The 4,677-nt window shown below is 64.6% G+C and carries 7 protein-coding genes; 4 read left to right on the top strand and 3 right to left on the bottom strand.

What is annotated here, in order from left to right:
- A partial coding sequence (locus Q0693_RS04750; RefSeq protein WP_298629594.1) for a hypothetical protein occupies positions 1–279 on the top strand: 279 nt, incomplete at its 5' end.
- Positions 276–893 (top strand): uracil-DNA glycosylase, encoded by a 618-nt coding sequence (locus tag Q0693_RS04755; RefSeq protein ID WP_243029379.1) that lies wholly within the window; start codon positions 276–278, stop codon positions 891–893. The genes Q0693_RS04750 and Q0693_RS04755, both read left to right, overlap by 4 nt.
- Here the strand turns inward: Q0693_RS04755 and bshB1 are convergent.
- From bshB1 to Q0693_RS04770, 3 genes are read right to left on the bottom strand one after another with little or no spacing between them, the layout of a single operon-like run.
- A complete protein-coding gene (bshB1, locus tag Q0693_RS04760; RefSeq protein ID WP_298629596.1) occupies positions 890–1,573 on the bottom strand; it encodes a bacillithiol biosynthesis deacetylase BshB1 in 684 nt (227 codons plus the stop codon). The genes Q0693_RS04755 and bshB1 overlap by 4 nt on opposite strands.
- Positions 1,566–2,168: a glycerol-3-phosphate 1-O-acyltransferase PlsY gene (gene plsY, locus Q0693_RS04765; RefSeq protein WP_243029377.1), complete on the bottom strand. Its 603-nt coding sequence runs from the start codon at positions 2,166–2,168 to the stop codon at positions 1,566–1,568. Before plsY ends, bshB1 begins: the two co-directional genes overlap by 8 nt.
- 10 nt (positions 2,169–2,178) lie before the next feature.
- Positions 2,179–2,952, bottom strand: a complete 774-nt coding sequence (locus Q0693_RS04770; RefSeq protein WP_243027256.1) for an ABC-2 family transporter protein — start codon at positions 2,950–2,952, stop codon at positions 2,179–2,181.
- Positions 2,953–2,983: 31 nt separating this feature from the next.
- On the opposite strand from Q0693_RS04770, the gene Q0693_RS04775 reads away from it, so the two are divergent.
- Together Q0693_RS04775 and Q0693_RS04780 are read left to right on the top strand one after the other, a co-directional pair.
- Positions 2,984–3,994 carry an ATP-binding cassette domain-containing protein gene (locus Q0693_RS04775; RefSeq protein WP_298629598.1) on the top strand — a complete coding sequence of 337 codons (1,011 nt, stop codon included), beginning with the start codon at positions 2,984–2,986 and terminating at the stop codon, positions 3,992–3,994.
- The coding region (locus tag Q0693_RS04780; RefSeq protein WP_298629600.1) for an ABC-2 family transporter protein at positions 3,991–4,677 on the top strand (687 nt) is incomplete at its 3' end. The genes Q0693_RS04775 and Q0693_RS04780, both read left to right, overlap by 4 nt.

A 4,677-nucleotide genomic window follows, 5' to 3' on the forward strand; every position in this document is an offset into this window, starting at 1 on the left:
CCGGAGACGCCGAACCCGGAGGTCTTCCGCCGCCATGCGGAGGCCCGGCGCGAGGTCTACGCCAAGCTGGCGGAGGTGGCGGAGGCCGAGGGGCCGGAGGCCGTGGTGCAGTACGCCTTGGAGCTCTACAAGTCCCTGCCCTTCGTCACCGGCACCCCGGAGGACCAGTACCCGGAGATCAAAGGCCAGGAGAACGCCCTGGAGAACTTCTTCCTCATGATCGGCCTGGATCCCAAAACCCGACGGGAAGCCCGCAAGGCCCGGAAACCCTTGCAATGACCCTGGAACTTCTACACGCTCAGGCCAAGGCCTGTACCGCCTGCCGCCTGGCGGAAGGCCGCACCCAGGTGGTCTTCGGGGAAGGGGACCCCGACGCCCAGCTCATGATCGTGGGGGAAGGCCCCGGGGAGGAGGAGGACAAGCAGGGCCGCCCCTTCGTGGGGAAGGCCGGGCAGCTGCTTAACCGGATCCTCGAGGCCGCCGGCATCCCCCGGGAATCGGTCTACATCACCAACATCGTCAAGTGCCGTCCCCCAAATAACCGCGCCCCCTTGCCCGATGAGGCCAAGATCTGCACCGACAAATGGCTCCTGAAGCAGATTGAGCTCATCGCCCCCCAGATCATCATCCCCTTGGGGGCGGTGGCGGCGGAGTTTTTCCTGGGGGAGAAGGTCTCCATCACCAAGGTGCGGGGGCAGTGGTTCAGCTGGCACGGCATCCGGGTCTTCCCCATGTTCCACCCCGCCTACCTCCTCCGCAACCCCAGCCGGGCCCCGGGAAGCCCCAAGCACCTCACCTGGCTGGACATCCAGGAGGTGAAGCGGGCTTTGGACGCCCTGCCCCCCAAGGAGCGCCGACAGGTGAAGGCGGTGAGCCAAGAACCCCTCTTTTAGGCCCGGCTCCAAGGGGTGTAGAGGACGGGCAAGGGGCTTACGAAAGGCTCCGCATAGTCCACGCCCAGGTAGTTGCCGAAGTAGCGGCGCATGGCCTTACGGGCTTCCAGGCCCTTAGGGCCCACGGTTTCGCTCACCGCCTCCCCGGAAAACTGGCTCCTGTAGGCCAGCACCGCCTGCTCCCACTGGTCTATGAAGGCGGATATCTTCACCAGGAAGCTAGGGGTGAAGGGATGGTTCCCCGGGTAGAAGAAAAGCCGTTCCACCCGGTGGGGCTCGCCCTCTACCGGGGCTTTCCCCAAGCCCGCCAGGTGCACCGCCGCCACCGCCAAGCGGCTTGCCGCCGTGTGGTCGGGGTGGCGGTCGGCCTCGAGGGGGGCCAACACAATGCGGGGCCTAAGCCGCCTCAGGGCCTCGGCCAGCGTAAGGCGCTGCTCGGGTACGTCCAGAAGCCCCCCGTCGGGCAACCCCAGGTTGCCCCTAAAGTCCAAGCCCAGGATGCGGCTGGCCTCCGCCACCTCTTTCGCCCTTTCCTCCGGGGTGCCTTTGGAGCCCATCTCCCCGCGGGTGAGGTCCAGAATCCCGGTGCTCAGTCCCTCCGCCTTGGCCCGGGCCAGGGTGCCGCCACACCCCAGCTCCCCATCGTCGGGATGGGGAGCCAGGACCAGAAGGTCAAGCACGGCCTCCCTCCTTCTCCCCAAGGCGCCTTTCCGTACCCGCCTGCAGGCGCTTTAGATTCTCCCGGTGGGTCCAGAAGATGAGAAGGGCCATGAGGGCCACGGTGGCCACCTCCCAAAAGGGGCGGGCCAAGGCCAGGGCCAGGACCGTGGCCGCCACCCCCCCGGTCATGCTCCCCGCCGACACGTAACGGGTAAGGAGCATCACCGTGATCCCTATGGGAAACGTCCAAAACGCCAAGACAGGGTCCAGAAAGAGCAGGGTGCCAAAGCTGGTGGCCACCCCCTTCCCTCCCTTAAACCCCAGGAAGAGGGAGTAGTTGTGGCCCAACACCGCCGCCAAGGCCACCCCGCCCAAAAGCGGGCCCTCTATTCCCACCGCCCGGGCGATGAGCACGGCAAGCCCCCCCTTGAAGACGTCAAAAAGGGCCACCACCAAGGCCGGCCCCGGGCCCAAAGCCCTAAGGACATTGGTGGCCCCTATGTTCCCCGAGCCCACCTTGCGGATATCCACCCGGTAGGTGCGGGCCACCAAAACCCCTGCGGGGATGGACCCAAAGAGATAGGCCAGCAAAAGGACCAAAAGCCCCGACACCATAGGGAAGATTCTAACTGCTAGCCGAGGTGTAGCTCCTTAAGGCCACACGAAAGAAAGCCCGGGACAAGAGGAACAAAAAGGAGGCCAGACCCCAAGCCCAGAGGGAAACCGCCCCCCGCCCCAAAGCCACCTCCGCCGGCACGGTGGTGAGGAAGGCCACCGGCACCACGAAGGTAAAAAAGACCCGGTATAAAGCCGGGTAGGCCCCCACGGGGAAACGTCCCGCCTCCAGAAGCCCCCGCAAAACCTCGGTGACGTTGTAGATCTTCACAAACCAGATGCTGGTGGTGGCCAGCAAGAACCACAGGCTATAGAGCATCACGGCCCCCAGAAACCAGTACCCGGCGAAGGCCAGGTAGCCCAAGCCCCCCAGGCCCAGGCGCACCCCCGCATATACCAGAAGGCCCATCCCCAGGAGGAAATCCCCCAAGCCCCAAGGGGAAAACACCCGGAAGGAAAGCCAAAACTGGGGGTCTAGGGGCTTTAGGAGCACGAAGTCCAAGGTGCCTTGTTGCACGTGTTCCACGATCTTGTTGAGGTTGGGGGCCAAGAGGGTGCTCCCCAGGCCCTGAAGGAGGGTAAAGGCCGCCAGGACCAAAAGGGCCTCCTCCCAGGACCAGCCCCCGGGCCGGTACCCCCCTTGGTAGAGGAGAAAGAGGCCGAAAAGGGCCCCAAGAAGGGTGAGGGCTGAGGAAAGGAGGCCCAGGAGGAAGTTCAGGCGGTACTCCATCTCCGCCGCCAGGCTCAGGCGCAGGAAGAGGAGGAAAACCCTCAGGTAACGCACTTCCCCATTACACCACGGGTAGACTTAAAGGGTGTCAAGGACGCCTGTGGTTCTAGCCCAGGACCTCACCAAGCACTACCGGGTGGCCCTGAAGGAGGACAGCCTTCTCGCCACCTGGCGCCACTTCCTTTTCCGCCAGTACCGCACGGTGCAGGCGGTGGAAGGGGTGAGCTTCCGCATAGACCGAGGGGAGGTGGTGGGCTTCCTGGGGCCCAATGGCGCCGGCAAGACCACCACCTTGAAGATGCTCACCGGGCTCATCCACCCCACCCGGGGCCAGGCCGTGGTGGCGGGGCACGTACCCTGGCGGCGGGAAAAGGCCTTCCTGAAGAAGATCACCTTGGTGATGGGCAACAAGCAACAGCTCATCTGGGACCTCCCCGCCTGGGACACCTTCCGCCTCAACGCCGCCATCTACGAGATCCCCGAGGAGGAGTTCAAAAAAAGGGTCCGGGAGCTTTCCGAGATGCTTTCCCTCACCGAAAAGCTACACCAGCCGGTGCGCAAGCTCTCCTTAGGGGAAAGGATGAAGGCCGAGCTCCTGGCGGCCCTTCTCCACCGCCCGGAGGTCCTCTTCCTGGACGAGCCCACCTTGGGCCTGGACGTCAACGCCCAGGTGGCGGTGCGGGAGTTCATCCGGGAGTACAACCGGCGCTACGGGGCCACGGTGCTCCTCACCAGCCACTACATGGCGGATATCGCCGCTTTGGCGGAAAGGGTCTTGGTGATCCATCAAGGAAAGCTCCTCTACGATGGCGCCCTGGAAGGGCTCTTGGAGCGCTTTGCCCCCTACCGGGAGGTGGGGCTCGTCCTGGCCCAGCCCTTGCCTAAGGAGGCCCTCCTTCCCTTCGGGGAGGTGAGGGTCCTCGAGGGCCTAAAAGCCCGCCTTTTGGTTCCCCGGGAACGGCTCACGGAAAGGGTGGCCGAGATCCTCAAAAGGCTTCCCGTGGAGGACCTGGAGGTGCGGGAGCCCCCGCTGGAGGAGGTCATCGCCCGGGTCTACAAGATAGCCCCTTTGGCGCACACCCTGGAGGAGGTATGAGGAAGGCCCGGGTTTTGCTCTCCGTGTACCTGGCCTACATGCTGGAGTACCGGGCCGAGCTCTTCCTCTGGGCCTTGGCGGGAGCCCTTCCCCTCATCCTCCTTGGGGTGTGGACGGAGGCGGCCAGGGGCGGGGACTTCCCCTTAAGCCCCGGTGAGTTTGCCCGCTACTTCCTAATGGTGTTCCTGGTTCGCCAGGCCACGGTGGTCTGGGTGGTGTGGGAGTTTGAGCGGGATGTGGTGGAGGGCCGGCTCTCCTTCCGGCTCCTTAGACCCCTGGACCCCTTTTGGGAACACTTGGCCGCCCACGTGGCCGAACGGTTGGCCCGGTTCCCCTTTGTGGTCCTCCTCGTCCTTCTCTTCTTTTGGATCTTCCCCGAGGCCCGCTTTGTGCCTGAACCCGTTCCCCTTTTGCTGGGGCTTCTCTTCACCTTTTTGGCCTTCTTGCTGCGCTACCTGATGCAGTACACCATTGCCATGCTCACCTTCTTCAGCGAGCGGGCGGTTTCCGTGGAGGAGGTCTTCTTCCTCCTCTACCTGTTCCTTTCCGGGACCATCGCGCCCCTCGAGGTCTTCCCCGAACCCCTAAGGACCCTGGCCCTCCTCACCCCCTTCCCCTACCTGGTCTACCTGCCCGCCGCCCTCCTGGCTGGGCAGGAGGTGGACCTCCTCCCGGGGGTCTGG

It is taken from the genome of uncultured Thermus sp., assembly GCF_938010445.1.
Classification (GTDB): Bacteria; Deinococcota; Deinococci; order Deinococcales; family Thermaceae; genus Thermus; species Thermus altitudinis.